The sequence below is a fragment of the Bacillus cereus group sp. Bc031 genome, assembly GCF_027716265.1.
Lineage (GTDB): Bacteria > Bacillota > Bacilli > Bacillales > Bacillaceae_G > Bacillus_A > Bacillus_A paranthracis.
The window spans coordinates 1-26,204 of the sequence record NZ_JAQFUL010000071.1; the positions used below are offsets into that span (position 1 = coordinate 1).

Genomic DNA, 26,204 nt, shown 5'->3' on the forward strand with positions numbered 1-26,204 from the left:
TTTTTCTCTCATTATACAAGAAAGACCCTATAGAATAGACTTTTTTTTAAGTGTCTATTCTATAGGGTACATTTTAGATTAAAGCACCCTTCTTTTTTACATTAATCTATGGATAAAATGTCATGTTGCTGTGGAAGTTTTGGAGCCCGAATTTCTAACACGCCATTTTGATACGAAGCTTTTGCTGCTTTTTTATTAATGGAGTACGGTAATTTAATTAATCTGGATGCTTCTGAAATAGAACGTTCTCGGCGATAATAGTTATGAGAAGTTTCTTCTTCAGCCTCTTCAAGTATCTCTTCTTTTACAGAGACTTTTAAGTATTCACTTTGTATTTCAATTTGAATTTGTTCTTTTTGTATACCTGGTAGTTCAGCTGTAACAACGAGTTCTTCACCAACTTCATATAAATCTACAGGGAATGTTAATAAACGATTTCCTTTTTGGAAAAAATGATTTAAATCAGCAATTACATTGCGAAGTGGTGTTTGCTCGAAGAAATCATCAATTTGCTTTAAATAATTGCGAACCGGTGGGCGAGAAGAGTCTTTTTTTTCTTCACTCATGGTATTCCCTCCTAGAAATCAATTTGCAATATCATATGACAAAAGCGGAGAAAGGTGATTGCCTAATTTTCATGTTTTCATAAAAAATTGTTAAAAATGTGAAATGGAGTGATTTTTTTATAGTTTTTGGTCGCCATATTCAGTTGATTATGCTAGTATAAATAGGGTTGATATAGTAGTATAGAGACAGAATGAAAACTGAAAGAGGGTAAGAAGTATGTGTGGTTTTGTAGGATGTTTATGTGAAAACCCTAGAGAGTTTTCAGAAACAGAAAAACATCAATTTGAAAATATGAACACGATGATTTTCCACCGTGGTCCAGATGACGAAGGATATTTTCGTGATGAGCATGTACAATTTGGCTTCCGCCGTTTAAGTATCATTGACTTAGAGGCAGGACATCAGCCGCTAACTTATGAAAATGATCGATATGTAATTATTTTTAATGGTGAAATTTACAACTATGTAGAATTACGTGAAATGTTACTTGAAAAAGGTGCAACGTTTGCAACGCAATCTGATACAGAAGTTATCATTGCATTGTATGCACATATGAAAGAAAAATGTGTAGACTACCTTCGTGGTATGTTTGCATTTATGATTTGGGATCGTGAAGAAAAGAAACTTTTCGGTGCACGTGACCACTTCGGTATTAAACCTTTATACATCGCACAACAAGGTGATACTACATTCTTCGCATCTGAGAAGAAAAGTATTATGCATGTGATGGAAGATAAAGGCGTTAACCGAACGTCATTACAACATTACTTTACGTACCAATATGGTCCAGAGCCAGAAACATTAACAATTGATGTTAATAAAATCGAACCTGGTCATTATTTCGTAAAAGAAATCGGTAAAGAGATGGAAATCCATCGCTACTGGAAACCTTATTTCAATGCTTCAAGTGCAACGAAAGAGGAGCATATCCAAGCAATTCGTGATGTGTTATATGATTCAGTAAAAGTGCATATGCGCAGTGATGTACCAGTAGGTTCATTCTTATCTGGTGGTATCGATTCATCTATCATCGCTTCTATCGCAAGAGAAATGAATCCAAATCTTTTAACATTCTCTGTTGGTTTTGAGCAACGTGGTTTCAGTGAAGTTGATGTTGCGAAAGAAACTGCTGAGAAATTAGGTGTTAAAAACCATAACGTATTCATTTCAGCGAAAGAGTTTATGGATGAGTTCCCAAAAATCATTTGGCATATGGATGATCCTTTAGCAGATCCAGCAGCTGTACCGTTGTACTTCGTTGCAAAAGAAGCACGTAAGCATGTAACAGTTGTTCTTTCAGGCGAAGGTGCAGACGAGCTATTTGGTGGTTATAACATTTATCGTGAGCCAAACTCACTGAAAATGTTCTCTTACATTCCTAGCCCAGGTAAGAGCGTTCTAAAAGCACTAAGTGGTGCTCTTAAAGAAGGCTTTAAAGGAAAGAGCTTCCTAGAGCGTGGATGTACGCCAATTGAAGAGCGTTACTATGGAAACGCGAAAATCTTCCGTGAAGAAGAGAAAGCTGAATTAATGAAGTATTACAATGAAAGTGTTAACTATATGGATATCACGAAACCATTGTATAACGAAATTAAAGATTATGATGATGTAAGCAAAATGCAATACATTGACATGTTCACTTGGTTACGCGGTGACATTTTATTAAAAGCTGATAAAATGACAATGGCGAACTCATTAGAACTTCGCGTACCGTTCTTAGATAAAGAAGTATTCGATGTTGCATCTAAAATTCCAACTGAATTTAAGATTGCTAACGGAACTACGAAAGCTATTTTACGTGAAGCAGCACGCGGAATCGTTCCAGATCACGTATTAGATCGTAAAAAACTTGGATTCCCAGTACCAATTCGTCACTGGTTAAAAGACGAAATGCATGATTGGGCTATCAATATTATAAACGAGAGTAAAACAGAGCATTTAATCGACAAACAGTATGTATTAAACTTACTGGAAGCACATTGTGCAGATAAAGGCGATTATAGCCGTAAAATTTGGACTGTACTTGCGTTTATGGTATGGCATCAAATTTATGTTGAGCATAAATACGATACGAATAAGTTCCACGAAGAAACGAAACGTGCGTATAGCTTAGTTTAATTAGAAAAACCTTAAGATCGCATATGGTCTTAAGGTTTTTTTCATAAATAGGACGTATTATTGATACAATAATAGTAAAAGGATGGACAACATATGATTACGTTTGAAAAAGTAACTGTAGAAAATGAAAGCGTTGTTAAAGAAATGTTTTACTCACATAGTTTAAGTGAGAAACAGGTACAGTATTGTGTGAAAGTCGATGATACATATATTGGTGTAATAGATTATCGTGTTCAAGGGGAGACTGCGGTTTTATCTCAGTTAATTATTCACTCTGATTATCAAAGTTACGGTTATGGGACAAATACGTATTTTACATTTGAAATGATGATGAAAGAAAGAAATGTGAAAGAGATAAAGCTATTACAAACGGAATTAACAGAACAAGCGAAATCTTTCATAGAGAGCTTTGGATTTAATGTGGAAGACGGAATATATGTGAAGAAAATATAACGATGAGTAGTTATGCGGGATAAATATAAGGCAGGTGGGTGTATGACGATGACTTCTGGTCTTGTATTAATTGGAGGATGTTTTTTAGTAGCGGAGCTAAGCCATATGCTTATTCGAAAAAGAATGAATAAGAAGAGAAAGCCATATGAATTACAATATGCCCCAGTGTTTTTCCTTTTGTTTTGTATGCTACTTACATTACAAAACATAACGAACTTTCCACCGCTGTTAAATATTTTTTTGAAGTTTGGTTTGCTGTATAGTACCACTGGAATAGCCCTTTTATTTCTTTTATTTTGCATACGTTATATTCACTATCAATCGTATATATTTATTTTAAATTGGTTAAAACAAAATGATAGAAACCGCCTTACATAAGGCGGTTTTTTAATTTGTAATTGTAATGGCTTTGTATATAAAACTCAAAATTCCATTGAAATTTATAAAAATGATTAGAGGATTTAACATATTATCTGTTTTTAGTATGTGGTACTATATATTCTTAATCTGTAACGTAAGTGGGTGTATAAATTGGAAATGTTAATCAACTAGTTTGTCTCGCTTTAATGGGCAGTTAGACCCACACCTCAAAATTCAACGAAAGCAAAGAAGTTAGATGGGGATTGGGCTGCCCATAAAAGTCCGATTGGTTAGGGCTGATTAAAGTTTCACTTTATATGAAGTGCTAAAAAATAGCAGAATTAAATTTTAGGGAGGTATCGTGTTTGTATGTTTAATATTGATATGTTATTTCTTGAATGGATGATCAGTCTGGAGGGAAGTGTACTTACAGCATTTTTTAAACTTGTATCTATTATTGCAAATGAAACATTATATTTAATTGTTATTTCAATTTCGTATTGGTGCGTTTCTAAAAGAAAAGCATTTCATATGATTGTTATGCTTTGTTTCTCTGGATATATAGGGATAGTGATAAAAGAATTTATGAAAATTCCGCGACCGTATACATACGACGGAATTCAATCTTTATATGAAAAATCAGCTGCAAGTTATTCTTTCCCAAGTACACACGTGCAGTTAGCAACAACGTTTTGGGGTTCATTTATGATTTTATATAAAAAGAGAATCATTTGGATGATTGGTATTGTTTTTATTATATTAGTTTCTATTTCTCGTCTATATTTACGTGTACATTGGCTCAGTGATATAATAGGTGCCGTTTTATTTAGTGTCATAGTTGTTTATTTATATACGAAGGTAACAATGGGATTAAGTGATAGGAAATTTATATTGTTACAACGAATTATATTGGCTGTTTCACTCATTATGTATGTTATGACAAGCCAAGTAGATAATCTTAAATTACTAGGAGTTTTGACAGGTTCTACGATTGGTATCATGTTAGAGAATCATTTTATTAATATGAATGAAAGTAATGATTTTAAAATGCAAGTGGTAAAAACAGTATTGGGTCTTAGTATTTTGTTAGTGGTACAGCTCCTATTAAAAAAAGTCATACCTGATATGTATTATTTACGTTATGTATTGACTGGATTTACAATTACTTTCTTATGTCCATTTATGTTTCACATGTTACGAATAAAAAATGTGAGCAGCAAATAAATATAAAAATAGTTTGAATAAAAATGAGGTCTAAATTATATATATTGAAAAAGTTTTCTGATATATCTATTGACAATGTATGAGATATACATTAATCTTTAAGATGTAAATGATAATCAATTTCAACTAGGAGGACTTATGACACGCACTAAAAATATACTTATATTTTGCGTTATGCTACTAACGATCATAATCGCAGGGTGTAGTAAAGAAGAGAAGAAAGAAAATGAGACATCAGCTAAAGCAAAAGATTCGTATACGATAAAACATGCAATGGGCGAAACGACAGTAAATGGTACGCCAAAAAGAGTTGTTGTTTTAACAAATGAGGGCGCTGAGGCACTTTTATCTGTTGGAGTAACGCCGGTTGGAACGACGAAACCACGAGCTGGTGATGAATGGTATCCTCATTTAGCGAAAGGGTTAAAAAATACGAAAGTAGTAGGAACTGAGCGTGACATTAATTTAGAAGCAGTAATGAAGCTTCAGCCGGATTTAATTATCGGAAATAAAATGCGTCACGAAAAAATATACGAACAATTAAAAGAAATCGCGCCAACAGTATATGCTGAAACATTACGCGGTGATTGGAAAGAAAACTTTACACTTTATACGAAAGCTGTAAATAAAGAAAGAGAAGGGCAAAATGCTCTTAATGATTATAAAAAGCGTATTGCAGGAATAAAAGAAAAATTAGGTGATAAAGTTAACTCTAAAGTTTCTATTATTCGTTTCGTCCCTGGTGACGTTCGTATTTATCAAAAAAATTCATTCTCAGGTGTTGTATTAAATGATATTGGATTTAAACGACCACCATTACAAGATAAAGATGAATTTGCAATTAAAGGAATTACAAAAGAGCAAATTCCAAATATGGACGGGGATTATTTATTCTATTTCACATCTGATAAAGACGCGGATAAGAATAATGAAGGAAATACATTAGCAAAAGAATGGACAGAAGATCCACTCTTTAAACAACTGCAGGCTTCTAAAGAGAATAAAGTATTCCAAGTAGATGAAGTGATTTGGAATACAGCAGGTGGTATTGTAGCTGCAAATCTTATGTTAGATGATATTGAAAAATATTTTCTGAAGTAAATAAAAATTGCATCACTTTAAATAGGTGATGCAATTTTTATTTTGTTAAAATACAGAAAATTCTTTCTTTTGATCGTGCATAAGTTGTACAATTAAAACAATCATGAAATAAAGGAGTGGGAATAAATGAAAGCTACTCATAAAGATTGGATTTTATTTAACGGAAGAATTGTAAATACGAAGGAAGAACAGCCGATGATTCCATTAGAGGAGAGAGGCTTTCAATTTGGTGATGGTATATACGAGGTATTCAGACTATATGATGGGAAGCCACATTTATTAGATTTACATTTAGAACGATTCTTTCATTCTATGGAAGAAATAAAATTAATTCCACCGTTTACTAAGGAAGAGTTAATGGAAGAGTTATATCAAATGATTGAAAAAAATAAATTTCAGGAAGATGGGAATGTATATTTGCAAATATCAAGAGGGGTTCAAGCACGTAATCATGTATATGAGTCAAATATGCAACCAACATATTTTGCAAACATTGTTTCTTTTCCACGACCAATTGCTTCTATGGAACGAGGAATAAAAGTTACTGTAGAAGAGGATATACGCTGGAAGTTCTGTCATATAAAATCCTTAAACCTGCTACCTAATATTATGATTAAAAATAAAATAAACGAACAAGGCTATCAAGAAGCGATATTAGTACGAGATGGAATTGTAACGGAAGGGTGTCATTCAAATTTCTTTATGGTGAAAAATAATAAATTGATTACACATCCGGCTGACAATTTCATTCTACACGGCATTACACGTCACTATGTTATTACATTAGCGAAAGAGTTACATATTGAAGTAGAAGAAAGAGAATTTCCACTTCAAGAAGTGTATGAGGCCGATGAATGCTTCTTCACAGCGACGCCACTTGAAATATTCCCAGTCGTTCAAATTGGTGACGAGCAGTTCGGGAACGGCGAAAGAGGACCGATTACAAAGAAACTCCAAGTTGCATATGAAGAAAGTATTCGTTTGTTTAAAGTTACGAACTAATATTGAAGAAAAAAGCTGGTATTACTCCAGCTTTTTTTCATGATATAATTCAAGGATAGGACAAGATTTGAAAACGCTGTAAAAAGGGGATTTAATGTATGAATTATGAAGATTTTAAAGAAGTAATTCACGGTAGACGAAGTGTTAGAAAGTTCACAGAACAAGAAGTATCCACTAGTGATATAAAAGAAATTATTGATTGTGCTCGTTATGCACCGAGTGATACGAACTCACAAACTTGGGAGTTCTTGGTCATTATGAACCGAGAGAAAATTAAAGAAATTGAACAAATGACATGGGATGCATTACATAAACTTGCGGCAAAAGCGGCAGAAACCGGAGAAGAGAAAGCAGGGAAATTACTTACACGTTCTTTTGGACCATATGCAACAGCTTTCTCGGAGGCACCAGTATTAATCGTATGTTTGGCAACGCCATATGAATCAAAGTTTCGTGAAAAGATATTTGATCCGATTGCTTTTGTTCCAGATTCAGTTTGGGAAGAAGAAGGAATTAAGAGCAGCTGTTTAGCGGCACAAAACTTAATGTTAGCTGCACATGCGAAGGGGCTTGGTACATGCCCAATGACAGGACCGGTATTGTTAGCTCAAGATGAACTACGACAATATTTACAAATTGAGCCTGAAAAGCAAATAAATATGGTTATATCACTCGGTTTTCCGAAAGATAAGCCGAAGAAACTTCCAAGAAAAGAAGTAGATGAGATTACAACATTTGTTTTTTAAAGCTCAAAATAAAAGGACATTGAATAAACAATGTCTTTTTATTTTGGATAGGTATGTAATTAATCTGTTAGGCTAAAATGATAGATAAGAGGGAATTACTATTTATTTCATAAAAAAAATTAATGTTCTATTAGGGAAAGTATGATACATTAATCGTGAGCAAGATTCTATTTGTTCATGAAAGTGTTGGAAATAGTCTTAAAATTTAAAAGTTATTTTTGTATAATAAATTATAATGAAATGACAGGGGGGATGAATTTTGAAAAAATTCATAATCACTGGATTGTCTGTAGTGTTATTAGCCGGTTGCGGCGCTCCACAAGAAAAAGAAGGTGCGCAATCAAAGCAGGAAGAAAGAGTTGTAAACGCAAGTAATGAGAATATAGTAGTATTTCCTGAAGGAGCAGTGCCAGTCGGAGAAGGAAAAGTAAAAGTTATTACACCAGACGGTACTTCTGAGAATGGTAATATACCAGCTGTATTCATTAAAAAGGATACTTTAATTCAACACGTTGAATTAGAGCTCTCTAATTTTCAAAATGATAAAGAAACATTCGTATTTGTAGATCGAGTGTTTGCAGATAAATATCAAGTAACTAGTACAACACAGACAACAGTACAATTAAAAGAAAAGACGCTTGAAACAGGTAGTCATACGATTACGGCAGTTCAGTATGAAAACAATGATCCGAAAGGAAAGGTTATTAGTTTTAATCAAGCAACATTCGAAACAAAACCAGCGTCATAAGAAGAATAAAAAGTACATTACTCAAAAAGTAGTGTACTTTTTGTTTATACTAGAGGTTGTAATAGTGAATCACTTGTTTCGTTTTCTAATATGATTAAATTAGGAAGAGACCACTTGTTACTACTATGACAGAAAAAGCGGTTGAAGAGGTGAACTGGTGTATTTGTATCTTCTTGATTAATATGATGATGTCAGTAATTTGGTTTATGATGCAAGTTACGTTCCATTATCAAATTTATGACTTATCGATAGGGTCTATTTGTTTTACCATTGTTTAGCTATTATATGATAAACTCGGAATAAGGTAAGTTTCAGAAGAAAAATGTAGGTATTTCATTTGAAATGTCGAATAGTACATACGATGTCGTAATAACAAATTTTCTATTGTTTACTGTGAAACAGGAGAAGGAGAGATAGTAATGAAACGAGCTCTTATAAATATTGATTATACATATGATTTTGTAGCGGAAAAAGGTGCTTTAACTTGCGGAAAACCCGGTCAAGAAATTGAGAAAGAACTTGTACATATAACGAAGCGATATATCGAAAATGGAGATTACGTTGTCTTTGCTATTGATAAACATGAAGAGAATGATGTATATCATCCTGAATCAAAATTATTCCCGCCTCATAACATAACGGGTACAAATGGAAGAGATTTGTTTGGTGAATTACAAGATGTGTACGAAACATATAAAAATGCAGAGAATGTATATTACATGGATAAAACGCGATATAGTGCATTTGCAGGAACAGACTTAGAGATGAAGTTAAGAGAAAGAGGAATTGAAGAGGTTCACCTTGTAGGGGTATGTACTGATATTTGTGTTCTTCATACAGCAGTAGATGCTTATAATAAAGGGTTTAAAATTGTAGTTTATGAAAAGGCGATTGCATCTTTTAATGCGCAAGGGCATGAATTTGCACTTGGGCATTTTAAATCTTGTTTAAACGCAGAAGTGAAGTAAAAAAAGAGGCCTTTAAAAAAGGTCTCTTTTTACGTTTAAATTGAGACGAGGTTTTGCTCAATTAATTTTTTTATAAATGGGCTAATATTTTCTGGTAGCTTATCAAAATCAAAAAATTGGACACTTAATGATTCAATCCCATCAGCTTTTAGCAAGCCGCCTTTAATGTCTTTGCAAAGATATGCGATTGTTATAGGATAAAACTCATCCCCGTTTGGTAATTTTACAAAAAATTCTTTTCCAGAAAATACGCTTATTAACTGTAAGGTTCCTATTTCAATCCCTGTTTCTTCGAACACTTCTCGTCTCCCAGCTTCTTCTGTTGATTCACCAAGTTCAACGAATCCACCAGGAACACCCCAAATACCATTTCGCCTTTGTTGAAGTAATATTTGTCCTTGTTCATTGAAAACAGCTACAGCAACTCCTGCTAGATTGAGTGGTCTTGATCCGACAACTTTTCTAAGTTCTTCAATATACCCCATTGTATGTAACCTCCGTAAGAAAAAATAAGAGCAAATATACTATTCGTTGTTATGTGAATATTTTCCTCTTTATAAGAGGGAGAGAAGTCATATAACTTATTTGTTTTATTTGGTAAAATATACATCAAAAAAGGTCAAACAAAATCTTTGACCTTTTTTGACCAAATGTTATAATAAAGGCAGAAATAATCTTTCATTCATAAATAATAAGGAGGAAAAAATATGCGTAATTTATTTCCAGAGATAACAAAACGTCAAAATGGTATTTTTGATTTTGGGCCTTCTTTATTAGAAGGGATGACAGATGCTTTCTTTAAACCGATGAACATGGATACTTTTAAAGTAGATGTTCATGAACAGTCTGATAAATATACAGTAAAAGCAGATTTACCGGGTTTTCAAAAAGAAAACATTCAAGTTGAATTTGAACAAGATGTATTAACAATTCAAGCAACTAATCATAATGAAGTAGAAGAAAAAAATGAGAATGGCATATATATTCGTAAAGAACGTTCTATAGGTTCTGTAACTCGACGCTTTAATTTTCAACGAGTTGAGGAAGAAAATGTTAAAGCAAATTATAAAGATGGCGTACTGACAATTGAATTGCCAAAATTGAAAGAAGAAAAAAACAGTAAAACAACAATTAATATCGAATAAAAGAGCTGATAAATTCAGCTCTTTTTTTATCTAGTTAATGAATAAATTAGTTGAAATCGTAATGAGTAGAATAAAGTTTTAACGCTTAAAAAATTTCACGATTAGCTCCCTTTAGGTTATTAAAAAGGGTATATTTAAAGGGAAAGGAAAAGAACATCTAGACATACTGTTTAAAGTGAATTAGTAATAAAGTCAAAATACATAGTAAGGGTAGCGACGTTTTAGAGAAGATAATAGATTTTCCTAGAATAAACTGAGACGATTATGAATTTTTTAATTAGTAAGGAAGTGGTTAGATGAGTTTATTAACGTATACTGAAGAATTTTTTAATTATGTAAGAGAGTTTTTACTTTTAAGATTTTTACTATTTGCTTTCGTCCTAATCATTATTTCATTTGTCATAAACCGCATTATTGATTGGTTTTTTAGGAAATCAAGCTTTTTTGATGAAGAGGTAGAGCAAACGATTCAAAGTGTGATTCGATCTATTTTTAGATATATCATTATCATTAGTCTAATCATATATTTAATTAGCCAATTTGTAGATATAAAAAGTATCATTGCAGGTGCAGGGATAGCGGGGGTTGTTATCGGTTTTGCTGCACAACAGATGCTGAAAGATGTTATATTAGGCTTTGCGAGATTAGCGGACAAAGAGTTTCGTGTTGGCGATTTTGTTACTTTTAACGGAACAAACTCAGGAACGATTGAGGAAATTAGTATTCGTTTTATGCAAATTCGTGAATGGTCAGGAAAACTCCTTACCATACCACACGGAGAGATTAGAACGATACAAAATTTTAATAAAGGCTGGATGCGCGTAATTGAACGAATTACGGTAAGTTATCAGGAAGATCCGACAAGAGTTAAGGAATTGTTAGAGGAAGTTTGTGTGAATTGTAATGAAAAGTTGGCCCCAAGTCTTTATAAAGTAGAGGATGAAGCTGTTGAACCTTTTAAATATGTAGGTGTTACAGATTTAAACCCGAATCTGAAATACGTTGGATATGAATTTTGTATTACAGGTTTAATAAAGCCAGAAGATTATTTTGAAACTTCTAGACAAGTAAGATTTGAATTAATGTCTATGTTCCATAAGAATCAAGTGCAAATGCCAGCAGTAAATATGCTTGTTACTACTGAAAGTTTACAGCATAGCCAAGGTGGACAATCTTTATCGGATAGCTAAAGTAGAATAGTTTGGTAACGGAAATGCTGCTTTCAGCATTGGATAGAAAAATAATAATAAAATGATTGATATAAAAAAGAGCTGAAGGAATTCAGTTCTTTTTAATTTGTAGAATTTAGAAATTTCTTAATGTTATAATGGTAGATGGTGATGAAAATGAACTTTGAAGAAAAAGAGATGCATCGTTTAGAGGCATTAAAAGCAATTGCTGAATTATTAAATGAAGCAACAAATTTACAAGACATGTTAGAAAAAGTGTTACATACTTTGTTACAAGTTATGAAATTACAAACAGGCTGGATCTTTTTTATTGATGAAAGTGGAAAACACCGTATGCTTGTAGATCAAAACTTACCGCCAGCTCTTACGTGGCAAGAGAAGAAGCCGATGTGTGAAGGAGATTGCTGGTGTGTAGAGCGTTTTGTAAATGGCAGATTGGAAAAAGCGACAAATATTATTGAATGTAAGCGAATAGAGGATGCGATTGAGTGTAATTGGGGAGATACCGAAAATGTTACGCACCATGCGACAATTCCCCTTAGGTCTGGATCGGAGAAGTTTGGTCTCTTAAATGTGGCCGCGCCTCAAAAAACACATTTTTCAGAGGAAGAATTAGCATTATTAGAATCAATTGCATTTCAAATAGGGACGACAATCCAACGTATTCAGCTAGTGGAAAAAGAACGTAAATATGTAGTAGTAGCTGAACGAAATCGACTTGCACGTGATTTACATGATTCAGTAAAACAATTGTTATTTTCTATCATGTTAACCGCAAAAGGTACTCTAAATATGACGCAAGATAGAGACTTGCAAGAGATGTTGAGCTATATTGGAGAATTATCACAGGAAGCATTACAAGAGATGACACTTTTGATTTGGCAATTAAGACCGGAAGGATTAGAGAAAGGGTTAGCTGAAGCAATTAAAAATTACGGAAAGTTGTTAGGGATTCACGTGGAAGTTCGAATTGATGGAATGGTTTCAATTGGTGATGAAATAGAAGAAGTTTTATGGCGTATTAGTCAAGAAGCGATACATAATTGTAAAAAACATGCTTCATGTGAAAAGGTACATGTTCTTTTAAAAATAGAAGATAACCAGTTGTATTTTTACATAGAGGATAACGGAATAGGATTTATACAAGAGCAAGTAAGAGAGTCAGCACTCGGTTTAAAAAGTATGAAGGAACGTATTCAGTTAATGAGGGGATCATTTCAAATAAAAACGGAGCTGAAAAAGGGTACGAAAATTGAAATTCAATTGCCAGTTTGAAGGGGAGAAGAAGGTTGAAAATTAAATTACTACTAGTTGAGGATCATCATATCGTTCGAAGAGGACTTGTATTTTTTTTGAAAACGAGAGAAGAATTTGAAATTGTTGGGGAAGCAGAAAATGGAGAAGATGCGTTAACATTCGTCCAAACAAAAAGGCCAGATGTAGTATTAATGGATCTATCAATGCCGAAGATGGATGGCATCGAAGCAGCAAAACAAATAAAACAATATGATGAAACGATAAAGATACTAATATTAAGCAGTTTTTCAGAGCAAGATTATGTTTTACCAGCACTTGAAGCCGGAGCAGATGGTTATCAATTAAAAGAAGTACAACCTGAGCAACTTGTAGCTTCTATTATTGCAGTACATGAAGGAAATACGAATTTTCATCCGAAAGTAACACCAGCACTATTAGGACGATCAGTAGTCAAGAAAGAAAACCCTTTTTCTATGTTAACGAAAAGAGAACAAGAAGTACTTCGTGAAATTGCGAAAGGGCGAAGTAATAAAGAAATTGCAGCAGTGCTTCATATTACAGAACAAACTGTAAAAACACATGTTTCAAATGTTTTAGCTAAATTAGAAGTAGATGATCGTACGCAAGCTGCATTGTATGCAGTGAAACATGGGGAAAATAATAATAAGTATGAATAAATGTTTCGTATAGTATGACAGAATACATAGGAGCAATTAAAATGTTATAGTTAAGTTTAATAAAGGTTTTTCTTCTTTCAATAATTATGTACAATAAAATGAAATTTTAATCCGTGGAGGGTCTATCCCCACTGATTATTAGCCCACACCAATTGTTTTTTTACGGGATAAAGCTACGATGGAAGGTGAAGATATGCTATGCCTGGTACAAGAAGTGGGATTGGAAAGATTCAAGCTTCGTTAAACGGTTTATCACCGGAATTGCGAAGTATTGCTGAACATATTTTAAAACATCCACAAGATGTTGTACATAGATCTATTACTGAGTTAGCAGAAGTTACGAATAGTTCTGAGGCTACGATATTTCGCTTATGTAAACACCTCGGTTGGCAAGGATTCCAAGATTTAAAGATTACATTAGCTCGTGAAATTGTCCATACACCGATGCAAAATATTCATGAAGAAGTATCAGCAGAAGATAGTATGGTAACTGTTGCTAAAAAGTTTTTCATTCACATATTACAGGACTACAAGATACATTGCATTTGTTAAATGATACGGCATTAGAGCAAGCTGTAAAAGCTTTGTAAGAAGCAAATCGAATCAAGTTTTACAGAAATGGTGGTTCTGGTATTATTGCGATGGATGCATATCATAAATTTATGAGAACGGGTATTTCATGTATCGCTCATACTGATTCGCATTTTCAAATTATAGGAGCTGGTTTGCTCTCGAAAAATTCAGTTGTTATCGGCATTTCTCATTCTGGTAGCAATAAAGGGTTACTGGAAGCGTTAGAAGTAGCGAAAGCAAGAGGAGCTAAAATTATTGCGATTACGAGTTATCAGAAATCGGCATTAATTCAACTGGCTGATATTACATTATACACTTCAACACGTGAAACGGAATTCCGCACAGAAGCAAGTTCATCAAGATTAGCGCAGTTAAGTTTATTAGATACTTTGTACGTTGGGTTATCGTTACAACGCTAAGAAGAAACGTTGCAAAATCTACAAAGTATTCGTGAAACAATTTCGATGAAACGAATATAAAAAAGAGGCTGTCTCAAAAGGTGCTTTTTAGCCAGAATCTTATAAAAAGTGAAAGGCAGAAATGTTGATTTTATAACGTTTCTGCCTTTTCAATTTCATGTGATCTTACTTCGAAAGAGATTTATGAGACAGCCCTTTTTTTATTAGTGAATAGTTTGTTTATTTATTTTCTTGTAGAAATATGTGACTTACTTATAGCCAGTGATGACTCTCATTTAAAAAAAATATAAAACGATTTATACAACAATTCAAACATTGTTCATAATTTCACAATTTGTTTTTGAAGTGTCATGTTATGATGAACATGTAATGATGATTGAACACTTAAACTTGGCACAATGATTAGCCAAACTAGTGAAGACAGAAGTTGTGAGATGAACTCATGAAAAATTCTAAAACACTAAAGGGGAGATCACATATGAAAGCAGTAGTAGTTAATAAAAATAGTAAAGCAAACATTGAAATTATTGAAAAAGAATTACGTCCGTTACACTCAGGTGAAGCGCTAGTAGATGTAGAGTATTGTGGAGTTTGTCATACTGATTTACACGTTGCAAATCATGATTTTGGAAACACAGATGGCCGTATTCTTGGTCATGAGGGTATAGGTATTGTGACGAAGATTGCTGATGATGTTACGTCACTACAGGTGGGAGACCGTGTAAGTATTGCATGGATGTTCCAATCTTGTGGGCGTTGCGAATATTGCGTAACAGGTAGGGAAACATTTTGCCGTGAAGTTAAGAATGCTGGTTATTCAGTAGATGGTGGTATGGCTGAACAATGTATTGTGACAGCTGATTATGCGGTGAAAGTACCAGAAGGATTAGATCCAGCTCAAGCATCATCAATCACATGTGCGGGTGTAACTACATATAAAGCTATAAAAGTATCAAATATTAAACCTGGCCAACCTATCGTCATCTATGGTTGTGGTGGATTAGGTAACCTAGCTATTCAATATGCTAAAAACGTATTTGGTGCAAAGGTAATTGCAGTAGATATTAATGACGATAAATTAGCCTTAGCAAAAGAGGTTGGAGCTGATATGACAATCAATCCAATTTCTCAAGGTCCTGCTGATAAGATTGTTCAAGATGAGTTTGGTGGTGCTTATGCTGCTGTAGTAACAGCTGTTTCAAAAGTAGCATTCAACTCTGCAGTTGATGCAGTACGTGCTTGTGGTAAAGTCGTTGCAGTAGGTTTACCAGTAGAAACGATGGATTTAAACATTCCGCGACTTGTACTAGATGGAATTGAAGTGGTTGGCTCTCTAGTCGGTACTCGTAAGGATCTAGAAGAGGTATTTATGTTCGGTGCAGAAGGAAAAGTAGTGCCTGTTGTTCAAACTTGTTCTCTAGATAAAGTACAAAATGTATTCGAAGAAATGGAACAAGGTCGAATTCAAGGACGTATGGTAATCGATTTTAAACAGCATAATTGTGATTGCAAATAATTCACATTAAATATAAAAAATATGAGTCTAACAAAGTACATGTAAAAAAGTTAGACTGCATAAAAAGATGATCCCTGTATGCAATAGGGATCATCTTTTTTATATTCTACTAATATCAATGCCAATCCATACTTGATTAATGAGACAGGATTAAAGGTTCACTTTATTTGCAAAAGAAAAAGAATCTTTATGTTTAACAAATTTTTTATGATCAGGAACGGTTTGAATTGCTACAGTTTGCGAATCTCTTGCTTTCAGTGTATCTTGAATCCCGAGTGTCATAAGCTTAATAAATAGAATCGTAATAAAGAATGAAGCGAGAGTATAAAAAATGATCCACCATGAAAGATTCATTTCATTACGATTTAAGCCAATAAGGCCTGCCCAATCATTAGATAGAGAAACAGGTTTGAGCACTCCGTCATACAGTTCACGCATTTGTATCCCACCAATTACAATGTTAAGCAACGCTAAATGGATAACGAGTATGAGTGTTTGGACGATATGTTCCATAAATAATACAAATAAGCGGTCAAGTAATAAGACTCGTAAGTGTTTTTTCATAATATGAAAACGGCTAGCACCTAATAATTGTGCACTTAAAATGTAATCTCGTTTCATAAATTCATCAACCTCTGAGGATATATATAAAGAAAGTGTAGGCAGAGCAACGAAAATAAGTACGAGTACTTGATAAAACGTAAATGAAATATTTGGATCTAACCCATCAGCATTTGATGTGATTACAATATTAACGGGCGTGATGAGTATGAATGCGATAAATAGAGTTGGAATATAATAAAAAACTTCTGAGCATGCTTGGAAAAATCTCTTGAATTTTGGAGCATATAAACTTAAGAGAATTCCTATACATGTTCCGCATAAAATTCGAAAGAAGCTAATTGCCACGGCTAATAAAATAGTAAATTTTGCTCCTTCTATAATTTGTAAGAAAACAGACTCTCCAAAACGATCAGATCCAAAAGGCGGAATTAACGATGGCGGAAAGGGGGCCTTTCCAAGTAATTCGTTATTGTCATTGTAAAGTAACTGAGGAGGTTTTGGGATGTTATCTTTAAAGAACCAACTATAAATAAAACTGGCTGAAATAAGTATAAATAAATAAGTAAAGCCGATTAAAAAGCGTTTTGATTTCCAAATAGATTTCATAATGCTACTCCTTTCAAGTGCTTTTGCCATCTATTCATCATGAATGAGATTATTTGAAAAATAGTATAAAACGGTAAGATAATCATAACCAGTATGATAAATGCAGCTGGAGGTGAAATAAACGCCTTATTAAATAAGAATTGAATAATGCCTTCCATATTAAAAACAAATTCTAAAATGAATAAATTAGAAAGTAAGAAAACAAAAATCGTTTTTAAATGGTGGAAGAAGTGGATAGATATATTTTTGAATAAATGAATGCATAGTATATAACTTGATGAAAGGCCTTTTCCATAGGCAACCTCTACATAATCTTTTCCATGTTCTTCTTTTATGTATAACACCATCATTCGAAACATTTGTAATGTAGGTAAGACTGCTAAAGATACAATTGGGAGTAAATAAGCTCGATTTTCATTAAAAGAAATAATGGTGAAAGGAGCTTCCCCGAATTTTCTAAGTACCCATATGAAAAATATTTGCAAACAAATCATCATCATCATATCAGGGACAGCTTCTAATATGAACACAATTCGGTTTATCCATTTTTTTATATAATCTTTTGCTAAAAAATAAAAAAATGCCATGCTGGATGATAGAAAGAGCGCAAGTAAAAAGGCTAAAAATAATACAGTAAATGAATATAGGTAAGGTTCTAAAACAGTTGGGAATAAGGGTATTTTTTTGAAACTACCAAATTTCGGATCTGATCCTATCACTACTAATGATTCAGGGGAGAAAACATCTTTTAACATAGTAACAATCTGGTTAAAAAAAAGAATTGGTTGAAAGGTAAATCCATTTTGAGTGATAAATAAATAAGGTAAATTTAATAATAGTAAAAGTGATAAAAGAATTGATGAAAGCTTAATTGTGAATTGAGATATTTTATGTAACATTAAATCCCTCCGACATCTTTTTACAACATTATACAATAAATTCCGGGATGTTTTTATATTTTTCTGAAAAATAAGAAATTAATTAAGTTTTATAATTATAATACGGAAGATACTTACATAAGGAAATCTCTATATTGAGGACCGGATTTCTATGTCCATCAAGAGAAATTCCCAATATTCCCATTTTCGAAGCATTTACTTTACTTCAATTGATTGGCATTTGGTGTTATTCCAATGTTACCAAGTTAATAGAACTAAGTTTTCTTAAAACAAAAACCACCGAAATATAGAAGTGGTTTGGAACGTAAGGAATTTGTAAGGAAGGAGTAAGAAAAAAGAGATTTTCAATGTGTATGATCAAAATATAGAGAAGAACGGGAGGGGGAGTAGTTACTATCTATTTATATAAAAACAAATTAATTAATAAAACGCTATGGAAGAAAAGAAGAAATTATAGAAGTTAACAGATATCTGAAGAAGAGGGATTAATCATTTATTAGGTCAGAGAGTTGTTTGAAGAAATAATTGGTCTATAGATGATTGCAAATTTAGTATTGCCCCTTATCATGGGGAGAGTTGATAGCTGTGTGGTTAGACCTATCAATCATTAATACAATTTAAATAGAGGAGAGGAATGCTTTATGAAAACACGCAGTAAAATTATATGTGGAAGTCTAGCATTATTAATAGCTGGGAATTCCCTGTTATACATAACACCAGCCTCAATTGTAAAAGCAGAATCGTCGCAAAATGTATCTAGTTCTTTACAAACAAGTACGCAAAGCGATCGTACTTCCGTTAAGAAAGCAATGCGAGATGCACTACAACTTGGATACCCAGGAATACTCGCTCAAATTTCTAAGGGTGGTAAAACTTGGAGTTATACCGCTGGGGTAGCAGATGTGAGAACTAAGAAACCAATGAAAGCAGATTTTCGCTTTCGTATTGGCAGTGTGACGAAAACGTTCATTGCAACAGTGCTACTGCAATTATCTGGAGAGAACCGTTTGAATCTAGATGACTCCATTGAAAAATGCTTGCCTGGTGTCATTCAAGGAAACGGATATGATGGTAACCAGATTACAATCCGGCAAATATTGAATCATACAAGTGGTATTGCTGACTATATAAATTCAAAAGACTTCGATATTACGGATATAAAAAAATCGTATACGGCTGAAGAATTTGTAAAGATGGGGATTTCTCTTCCCCCAGACTTTGCCCCGGGAAAGGGTTGGTCTTATTCAAACACAGGATACGTATTACTGGGGATCCTTATTGAAAAAGTAACTGGCAACAGCTATGCGGAAGAGGTTGAAAATCGGATTATTGAACCGCTTGATTTGTCAAATACATTCCTACCTGGTAATTCAAGCGTGATTCCAGGCACTAAGCATGCCCGTGGCTATTTCCAACTAGACGGAGCAAGTGAGCTAAAAGACGTTACATATATGAACCCAGGTAGCTCGGATGGAGATATAATTTCTACTGCTGACGATTTAAATAAATTCTTCTCTTACTTACTTAGTGGTAAATTACTGAAGGAACAGCAACTAAAACAAATGCTTACTACAGTTCCTACAGATAGAGAAGGAGCGGGATATGGTCTTGGAATCGTTGAATTTAAGCTTCCGAACGGTGTCTCGGTATGGGGACACAGAGGTAGCGTTCTAGGGTTTTCCACTTTTGTTGGTGGAACACTTGGAGGCAAGCATACATTGGCCGTCAATTTGAACAGCTTTAACTTTAGTAATCCTGATCCTTTTAAAAGTATTTTACTTGCTGAATTTAGGAAGTAGGCAAAAAGGCGAAATGGATAAGTTTTGTCATAGGTTTATAGTTTAAAATATATCATTTTGGTGCAAAAAACAACTTGCTCTAAAAAAATTTAATAATCGTAATTAAGTATAAAAGAACGCTATCGTTTTAAGTAAATATTTCAGGAGGGTTTTATGAAAAAGAAAATGATTACTGCACTTGGTGTTTCTGCTATAATACTGACTAATTTTGTAGGAAGTACTTATGCAGACTCGAAAACAGGAGTTTCTGTTACAGCTCCCTACAATAAAAATCAAATAGCGGAATGGTTAGAAATGCACGCGAAGCCTTTAAAAACAACAAATCCAAATACACCTTTTAATGATTTAAAATCATTTAAAAATATGGTGGGTTCAGCTTCAATTGTAGGTTTAGGTGAAGCTACGCATGGGGCTCATGAAGTTTTTACGATGAAAAACCGTATTGTAAATTATTTAGTATCTGAAAAGGGTTTTACCAACCTAGTTTTAGAAGAGGGGTGGGACAAAGCTTTAGAACTTGATCGATATGTTCTTACTGGTAAGGGAGATCCAAGTCAACATCTATCACCTGTATTTAAGACGAAAGAAATGTTAGATTTACTTAATTGGATTCGGCAATATAATGCTAATCCAAAACATAAATCTAAAGTGCGTATCATCGGGATGGACATTCAATCAGTAAACGAGAATGTTTATAATAATATAATAGAATATATTAAAAGAACCAATTCAAAACTTGTGCCGAGGGTAGAAGAGAAGATAAAAGGTCTTATTCCTGTAACAAAGGATATGAATACTTTTGAAAGCCTTACGAAAGAAGAAAAAGAAAAGTATATTTCAGATGCTAAACAAATTAGTGCTTTATTAGAGGAAAATAAAAGTTATTTAAATGGGAAATCTAAAGAGTTCGCATGGATAAAACAAAATGCTCGTATTATTGAACAGTTTACTACAATGTTAACGTCACCTCCTGATAAACCATCTGATTTATATTTGAAACATGATATCGCAATGTATGAAAATGCAAAGTGGACTGAAGAACATTTAGGAAAAACTATTGTATGGGGGCATAATGGCCACGTTTCGAAAACAAATATGCTTCCTTTTGTATACCCTAAAGTAGCTGGGCAGTATTTAGCAGAGTATTACGGAAAACGGTACGTATCTATTGGAACGTCAGTTTATGAAGGACAATACAATGTCAAGAATAGCGATGGTGAATTTGGCCCATATGGAATATTAAAATCAGATGATCCAAACAGTTATAACTACATCTTTGGACAAGTTAAAAAAAATCAATTTTTTATTGATTTACGTAAGGCAAACGGCGTGACAAAAACTTGGTTGAACGAACAACATCCAATTTTCGCTGGAGTAACTACCGAAGGGCCTGATATACCAAAAACAGTTGATATATCATTAGGTAAAGCGTTTGATATACTTGTTCAAATTCAAAAAGTGAGTCCATCTCAACTACATCAATAAATTTAGAATAATGTACCTTAATGAAGTGTAGTGTTAAGTGTCAATAGAGTTGTTTGAATATGTCAGTTAGGTTATTTTCATTAAAGGATTATTAAATGGAATAAATGTTTTCAAATTAGAGACGATGTGGGATAGAAGCACAGTATCATCAAGTTAACAAAATAAAATTCTACCTAAAATGAAAAAAACGCTATTCTTTCTATAGAATCATAGGAAAGGATGGCGTTTTTTGATCTAATCTATTACTACAATTTGGTCAAGGAATTTAAACATTTTTATCTCCTAATACCTTACGAAATATTACTAAAATGTAGGTCTTGTACAACGAACAACATACCCATTAAGCTAAAAAAATAGTTACCGAAAAACTAGAAAAAAAGTGTGTTGCAAAACGAATATGATGCAATTTTACCGGACGGAAAAGCTACATAGAGTATGTAAATGAAACGGAATGAGGGGATTTATTTTTTTGTTATGAAAAAATTTTATATACTAATTCATGTAAATGGTTTACTAAATCGTATTTTGCTAGAAATGAAGGGAAGATTCGCATGGAAACAAGGGGGAGAGTAATCGGGATTGATATCGGTACCACAAGTGCAAAAATGGTTGTGTTCACAGAAAAAGGAAAAGTCATTGCATCACATGCAATCGATTACCCAATTATTCAACCGAATGTAGGATGGGCTGAGCAAGATCCTGATGTAATATGTGCCGCTGTATATAAAAGTGTAAGCGTTTCCATAGGAAAGGTAATGTATTACCAGAAGATATTTCTTCAATCGGTATTAGTACAGCTATGCACGCATTAATTGTAGTAGATGAAAACGGTGCGCCGTTAACGCGCTCTATTATTTGGGCAGATAATCGCAGTACGAAACAAGCGGAAGATTTATTACAACATATGAATGGGCATGATATTTATAGACGAACGGATCCGTTATCCGTGGTTGGTTAATGGACTTAACTGAAAAATCATTTGCAGAAGGTCCGAAACTAGATGGCATTAAAGGTGTAATGAACTCTTCAGGAGAAGGAAAATGGACTGTTGAAACGGAACTTGAACTGCAAGCTGCAGCACCAGTTATTGCTATGTCATTATTTATGCGCTATCGTTCTCAGGAAGATGATACATTCCATGGAAAAGTAGTTTCAGCATTACGTAATCAGTTCGGTGGGCATGAAGTTGTGAAAAAATAGAGGATGATTTTTGAAAAGAAACTTGTGCATAAGCGCAAGTTTCTTTTTTATAGTTTAAGAAATTACTAATTTAAAAATACCAATCAATCATCGTTTTTTTGTCACAAATGACAGCTTCAACGTTCATTGATTGAATAATATATTCTATATTTTCTTCTTTAGCTAATAATAAGGTTGTAAAGGAATCGAATATACTCATAAACGCATACTCATTGTCTTCGCTAGTAATAATTAACTCATTATTGCTAATGTCCCAAATATCTAATGGAGTAGTATTATCTACTTCTAATAATCCGTTTGTATCAAGAATTGGTTCAGAGAAATATAAATTTTTTGCACCTTTAGAACCGAGGAGTTTAAGTAATTTATGTAATAAAAATATAGACGTATAATCTTCTGTTGGATAATAAAGATCTTCTTTTAAGTTTGAATGTAGTTTTTCAGCTAAATCCTCTCTTTTATATTCTTCTGTAAAAGCACCAATGGAAGTCAACATGGCCATTGCTAATTCTGCGTATGAAGGTAATCCACTATAAGACATCATTTCCTTCCAAGAAACGGATTTCCCATTATGAATGATTTCTTCAGCGCTAGGATAGATGTGCTCATATAGTTTTTTTCTCACAGACTTTTCCCATTCTAAAGGCATTTGGACAAAAGGGTGTAGCAATATAGCTGCAGATTTAAAGGTGCTTGGTAGTTGTTCTAAAATTGGTGATTTGTCATCTAGCCAAATGTAATCCAACAAAATATAACCTCCTCTTAGACTTTGAAATGTACGGATTCCCGCATTATGTTTTTTGTATTGGTTGTATTAAGTATAAAGCGCTGCATGAAATATGTCCCAACATAAAAATAAGAATAAATAAAATGAAGTTTTCATAAATAGTAAAAGAATGATTATGTCATCAGTGTAGCTAAGAAATGATGTTACATATGGAGAGAGCGTGTTAAAAAAATATGAGGTGGTTAAATGGGAAATGAGCAAGTGAAGAATGCAGGGGAAGAAAAAAAGTTATGTCTTTGTATGATTGTTAAAAACGAATCTAGAATTATGGAAAGATGTTTAAATGCTACGAAATCAATTGTAGATTTTGTTTCTATTTGTGATACTGGATCAACTGATCATACGCCTGAAATTATTGAAAATTGGTGTAAGGAAAATGAGATACCTGGGACGGTTCATCATGAGCCGTTTAAAAACTTTGGTTATAACAGAAGCTTAGCTGTTTCGTTAGCGCAAAAAACATACCCAGAAGCAGATTATTTATTAATATTAGATGCGGATATGATTTTAGAGGTTGATCCGAATTTCGATAAAACGAGCTTAACGGAAGACCATTATCTTACATTACAATATGATATTCATATTAAGTATTGGCTTACACGGCTTTTAAAAGCGTCTTTACCATGGAAATCAGTCGGTGTTACTCATGAGTATTGGGATATAGATCGTTCCAAAGTTGGAGAGGATTACAATACGAGAGTAGCTAGACTGGAGACGCTTGTCGTTAATGACCCTGGTGATGGTGGGAGTAAAGCGGATAAATTTGAAAGAGATGAGAGGCTGTTGTTACAAGGGCTGAGTGATCCAGAAACTACGCCAGATTTGCATATAAGATATTTATTTTATTTAGCCCAAACGTATTTTCATTTAAGTCAATTTGAAGATTCGATTAAATGGTATAAAAAACGAGTGGAAGCAGGGGGATGGGTTGAAGAGGTATTTTATTCGTTATTGCGAATAGGATTTTGTTATGAACAATTAGCAACTCGTTCAGCAAATAAACAACTTGAAGTAACAGAAGTGGATGAAAAGGAAAATGCTAAGAAACAAGAAGAGCAATATACAGCATTAGCTGTTCTTTATTTTCAAAAAGCGTGGGAATATAGACCAACTAGGGCTGAGCCATTATATCAACTTGCAAGAATGTATCGATTAAAATCTCAAAATAATATTGCTTTGATGTATGCCCTGCAAGGGAAGGAAATTCCTTTTCCGAAAAATGATCTTCTATTTGTAGATTATCATGTGTATGATTACTTATTTGACTATGAGATTTCTGTAAATGCTTTTTATATACCACATAAAAAGCATTTAGGTGCAGTGTCACAAAAATTTTTGGAATCGAAAAAAGATGAGTTACCGTTGCATATAGCAAATATGGTAGAAAGTAATGCGAAATTTTATTAAATACAATTTCGGTTAAAGGAGTAGTGGAGTAATAATGGAATTAATACGATGGGCGCTAGAACTAGGAGAATCTGTGCATGGAAATACGTATGAAGAATTGTTGCCACTACTAGATTATTATTATGATCGTGATCATTTAAAAGCGTATTGTATCGCAAATCTTCTGTTAAACATGGACGTATCAGATGAACATCAGCAAAGAATTGAATTAAGAAGGTGCATTGCTGCTTATTATGCTGGACTATATAAAGTAGCAAAAAAACATGCAAAGGATCTTTTACTGAAATATCCGGATGTAGATTTATATAAGAATAATTTAAGGCTAATGGAAGCTTATTTGAATAAAGAATATGATTATTGTTTGTTTATATGCCCAAAGACGTATGGTAGTTTTATAGATGTTGCGCGAGCTTTGAAATGGCGATTGGAGCAAGAGGGAAATACAGCAATCATATCAGAAACAATACTCGAAAATGTGGGGAATACAATTGTTTTTGGAGCGCATACATATGCACATAGCCCACATCTCCTTCCGAAAAATGCAATTATTTATAATTTAGAACAGCTATATGAAGGAAGCCCTTATGCGCATCCTCTTTATTTAATGTTATTAAAAGATAAGGAAATTTGGGATTATAGTAAACAAAATATAGAATGGTTAAAACAAAGAGGAGTAGGAAAAGAAATAAAACATGTAGGCATGAACTATGCACCAACTTTAGAAATAAAAAAAGATGCATTTGATGAAGAATTAATTGAAGACATTGATATACTGTTTATAGGTGCTCTTAACCCAAGGCGGCAAGCTATATTGGATCAATTAAAAGTCGTTGCCCCGAATTTAAATATTGTTTTTAAAAATAATGCATGGGGAATTGTTAGAAATGAGTTAATTGCCAGGTCTAAAATTATATTAAATATCCACTTTTACTTATCTGGTATTCTTGAAACTCCTCGAGTTTCTTATGCAGTGGCAAATAAGAAATTTATTATTTCGGAAAATAGCAACCCAGAGGACGAAATAGATTGGCCGGGTATTGTATTTACTCCGTATGAAAAAATAATTGAAAACGTAATGAAATATATAGAATTATCAGAAGAACGGAAAAGATTAGCGGAAAAAGCATATAACCATTTTAAAGCAAATGAAAGTTTAGGTACATTGAGCATGAGAGATGAAACAAAGTAATTGTACGAAACTCATACGAAAGTATGAGTTCTTTTTTGTTTATCATACTATTTTATGAAACAAGTTAACTCTTTATATTGTGTTTTGTGTAGAAATTTCTGATAATATATAAGTAGAAATTGAAAACAAAGACCTGCGGTAGTATGTCAACTGAAAAACAACAGAATTTTTAGTTATCAAAGTACTATTTATTTAAAAAAGACA

General features: G+C 33.3%; 22 protein-coding genes and 4 pseudogenes. 21 read left to right on the forward strand and 5 right to left on the reverse strand.

The window, feature by feature from the left end:
• Nucleotides 1-101: 101 nt before the first annotated feature.
• Nucleotides 102-566 carry an Hsp20/alpha crystallin family protein gene (locus tag PDQ33_RS21890; protein ID WP_001288083.1) on the reverse strand — a complete coding sequence of 155 codons (465 nt, stop codon included), beginning with the start codon at nt 564-566 and terminating at the stop codon, nt 102-104.
• Nucleotides 567-783: 217 nt separating this feature from the next.
• Between PDQ33_RS21890 and asnB the strand changes: the two genes are divergently transcribed.
• From asnB to PDQ33_RS21935, 9 genes are all read left to right on the forward strand, one after another.
• Entirely contained in the window at nt 784-2,685 is a 1,902-nt protein-coding gene (asnB, locus tag PDQ33_RS21895) for an asparagine synthase (glutamine-hydrolyzing) (protein WP_270393313.1), read from the forward strand.
• 93 nt (nt 2,686-2,778) lie between these two features.
• Entirely contained in the window at nt 2,779-3,138 is a 360-nt protein-coding gene (locus PDQ33_RS21900; RefSeq protein WP_061130867.1) for a GNAT family N-acetyltransferase, read from the forward strand.
• A gap of 48 nt (nt 3,139-3,186) precedes the next feature.
• Nucleotides 3,187-3,516 carry a hypothetical protein gene (locus tag PDQ33_RS21905; RefSeq protein ID WP_000200476.1) on the forward strand — a complete coding sequence of 110 codons (330 nt, stop codon included), beginning with the start codon at nt 3,187-3,189 and terminating at the stop codon, nt 3,514-3,516.
• A gap of 351 nt (nt 3,517-3,867) precedes the next feature.
• On the forward strand, nt 3,868-4,722 hold the full coding sequence (locus PDQ33_RS21910) for a phosphatase PAP2 family protein (RefSeq protein ID WP_061130868.1): 855 nt from the start codon (nt 3,868-3,870) through the stop codon (nt 4,720-4,722).
• A 138-nt stretch (nt 4,723-4,860) separates the two neighbouring features.
• Nucleotides 4,861-5,823: an ABC transporter substrate-binding protein gene (locus tag PDQ33_RS21915; RefSeq protein WP_061130869.1), complete on the forward strand. Its 963-nt coding sequence runs from the start codon at nt 4,861-4,863 to the stop codon at nt 5,821-5,823.
• Between the two features lie 126 nt (nt 5,824-5,949).
• A complete protein-coding gene (gene dat / locus PDQ33_RS21920) occupies nt 5,950-6,825 on the forward strand; it encodes a D-amino-acid transaminase (protein ID WP_000648363.1) in 876 nt (291 codons plus the stop codon).
• Between the two features lie 98 nt (nt 6,826-6,923).
• Nucleotides 6,924-7,571 (forward strand): nitroreductase family protein, encoded by a 648-nt coding sequence (locus tag PDQ33_RS21925; RefSeq protein WP_001105307.1) that lies wholly within the window; start codon nt 6,924-6,926, stop codon nt 7,569-7,571.
• Between the two features lie 259 nt (nt 7,572-7,830).
• Nucleotides 7,831-8,319: a hypothetical protein gene (locus PDQ33_RS21930; RefSeq protein ID WP_270756599.1), complete on the forward strand. Its 489-nt coding sequence runs from the start codon at nt 7,831-7,833 to the stop codon at nt 8,317-8,319.
• Nucleotides 8,320-8,738: 419 nt separating this feature from the next.
• Nucleotides 8,739-9,287, forward strand: coding sequence for a cysteine hydrolase family protein (locus PDQ33_RS21935; RefSeq protein WP_061130871.1), 549 nt, complete (start codon nt 8,739-8,741; stop codon nt 9,285-9,287).
• A 35-nt stretch (nt 9,288-9,322) separates the two neighbouring features.
• On the opposite strand, the gene PDQ33_RS21940 is transcribed toward PDQ33_RS21935, so the two are convergent.
• Nucleotides 9,323-9,772, reverse strand: coding sequence for an NUDIX hydrolase (locus PDQ33_RS21940; protein WP_000540517.1), 450 nt, complete (start codon nt 9,770-9,772; stop codon nt 9,323-9,325).
• 222 nt (nt 9,773-9,994) lie between these two features.
• On the opposite strand from PDQ33_RS21940, the gene PDQ33_RS21945 reads away from it, so the two are divergent.
• The 6 genes and pseudogenes from PDQ33_RS21945 to adhP all read left to right on the forward strand — a co-directional run bounded on the left by PDQ33_RS21945 (nt 9,995) and on the right by adhP (nt 16,064).
• Nucleotides 9,995-10,432 (forward strand): Hsp20/alpha crystallin family protein, encoded by a 438-nt coding sequence (locus PDQ33_RS21945; RefSeq protein ID WP_001245061.1) that lies wholly within the window; start codon nt 9,995-9,997, stop codon nt 10,430-10,432.
• A gap of 296 nt (nt 10,433-10,728) precedes the next feature.
• Nucleotides 10,729-11,622, forward strand: coding sequence for a mechanosensitive ion channel family protein (locus PDQ33_RS21950; RefSeq protein ID WP_061130873.1), 894 nt, complete (start codon nt 10,729-10,731; stop codon nt 11,620-11,622).
• Between the two features lie 177 nt (nt 11,623-11,799).
• Nucleotides 11,800-12,897, forward strand: a complete 1,098-nt coding sequence (locus PDQ33_RS21955) for a sensor histidine kinase (protein ID WP_142243845.1) — start codon at nt 11,800-11,802, stop codon at nt 12,895-12,897.
• Between the two features lie 14 nt (nt 12,898-12,911).
• Nucleotides 12,912-13,556 (forward strand): response regulator, encoded by a 645-nt coding sequence (locus tag PDQ33_RS21960; protein ID WP_061130875.1) that lies wholly within the window; start codon nt 12,912-12,914, stop codon nt 13,554-13,556.
• Nucleotides 13,557-13,754: 198 nt separating this feature from the next.
• Nucleotides 13,755-14,548: pseudogene (locus PDQ33_RS21965) on the forward strand (MurR/RpiR family transcriptional regulator).
• A 478-nt stretch (nt 14,549-15,026) separates the two neighbouring features.
• Nucleotides 15,027-16,064 carry an alcohol dehydrogenase AdhP gene (adhP, locus tag PDQ33_RS21970; protein WP_270756597.1) on the forward strand — a complete coding sequence of 346 codons (1,038 nt, stop codon included), beginning with the start codon at nt 15,027-15,029 and terminating at the stop codon, nt 16,062-16,064.
• A gap of 150 nt (nt 16,065-16,214) precedes the next feature.
• On the opposite strand, the gene PDQ33_RS21975 is transcribed toward adhP, so the two are convergent.
• Together PDQ33_RS21975 and PDQ33_RS21980 are read right to left on the reverse strand one after the other, a co-directional pair.
• Nucleotides 16,215-17,234 (reverse strand): ABC transporter permease, encoded by a 1,020-nt coding sequence (locus PDQ33_RS21975; RefSeq protein ID WP_270756596.1) that lies wholly within the window; start codon nt 17,232-17,234, stop codon nt 16,215-16,217.
• A complete protein-coding gene (locus tag PDQ33_RS21980; protein WP_000902489.1) occupies nt 17,231-18,133 on the reverse strand; it encodes an ABC transporter permease subunit in 903 nt (300 codons plus the stop codon). Before PDQ33_RS21980 ends, PDQ33_RS21975 begins: the two co-directional genes overlap by 4 nt.
• A 641-nt stretch (nt 18,134-18,774) precedes the next feature.
• Between PDQ33_RS21980 and PDQ33_RS21985 the strand changes: the two genes are divergently transcribed.
• From PDQ33_RS21985 to PDQ33_RS22000, 4 genes and pseudogenes are all read left to right on the forward strand, one after another.
• Entirely contained in the window at nt 18,775-19,932 is a 1,158-nt protein-coding gene (locus PDQ33_RS21985) for a serine hydrolase domain-containing protein (RefSeq protein WP_061130877.1), read from the forward strand.
• 153 nt (nt 19,933-20,085) lie between these two features.
• Entirely contained in the window at nt 20,086-21,417 is a 1,332-nt protein-coding gene (locus PDQ33_RS21990) for an erythromycin esterase family protein (RefSeq protein ID WP_076872726.1), read from the forward strand.
• Nucleotides 21,418-21,968: 551 nt separating this feature from the next.
• Nucleotides 21,969-22,351 (forward strand): annotated as a pseudogene (locus PDQ33_RS21995) (FGGY family carbohydrate kinase); the annotation flags it as partial.
• Nucleotides 22,348-22,617: pseudogene (locus PDQ33_RS22000) on the forward strand (hypothetical protein); the annotation flags it as partial. The pseudogenes PDQ33_RS21995 and PDQ33_RS22000, both read left to right, overlap by 4 nt.
• 70 nt (nt 22,618-22,687) lie before the next feature.
• Here the strand turns inward: PDQ33_RS22000 and PDQ33_RS22005 are convergent.
• Nucleotides 22,688-23,451, reverse strand: a pseudogene (locus tag PDQ33_RS22005) (DUF2711 family protein).
• A 139-nt stretch (nt 23,452-23,590) separates the two neighbouring features.
• Here PDQ33_RS22005 and PDQ33_RS22010 point away from each other — a divergent pair.
• Nucleotides 23,591-24,811: a tetratricopeptide repeat-containing glycosyltransferase gene (locus PDQ33_RS22010; protein ID WP_270756595.1), complete on the forward strand. Its 1,221-nt coding sequence runs from the start codon at nt 23,591-23,593 to the stop codon at nt 24,809-24,811.
• Nucleotides 24,812-24,845: 34 nt separating this feature from the next.
• Nucleotides 24,846-26,000 (forward strand): hypothetical protein, encoded by a 1,155-nt coding sequence (locus tag PDQ33_RS22015; RefSeq protein ID WP_000420435.1) that lies wholly within the window; start codon nt 24,846-24,848, stop codon nt 25,998-26,000.
• Nucleotides 26,001-26,204 lie beyond the last annotated feature (204 nt).